We start from the raw sequence: 323 nt of genomic DNA, 5'->3' as shown, positions 1-323 counted from the left end.
TGTTATTCTTAGCGTAGTATTTAATTTGATATTAAGAGGATAATCTCCTACGAGTTTAGGTAATACTTTTATTTTACATCCTTTTTCATTCATAAATTTTGTAGCAACTTAGAACTTAGAAAAAATATTTATTCAAGAGGAAATTTCGGACGATCCATTTTAAATTTAGAACCATTTAGAGCTTCTAAAAAAGATTTCAAAGCAGTTTTTTCCTCTTTTGTCAAATTCAAAGGTTGCAATAATTGGTCTGTATATGGATATAAAGGATCAGCCGCTTTTTTTTCTGGAGTAGGATCTATCATGTGCATTCCGCTGTTGTATAC

General features: G+C 29.7%; 1 protein-coding gene. It reads right to left on the bottom strand.

What is annotated here, in order from left to right:
- Positions 1-128: 128 nt before the first annotated feature.
- Positions 129-323, bottom strand: a 195-nt coding sequence (locus QWI17_RS18130; RefSeq protein WP_302723938.1) for a hypothetical protein, incomplete at its 5' end; no start/stop codon positions are given.

It is taken from the genome of Gilvimarinus gilvus (genome assembly GCF_030518155.1).
GTDB classification, from domain to species: domain Bacteria; phylum Pseudomonadota; class Gammaproteobacteria; order Pseudomonadales; family Cellvibrionaceae; genus Gilvimarinus; species Gilvimarinus gilvus.
Note: the sequence above shows the minus strand (reverse complement) of the source record. Positions and strands in the feature narration are given on the sequence as shown.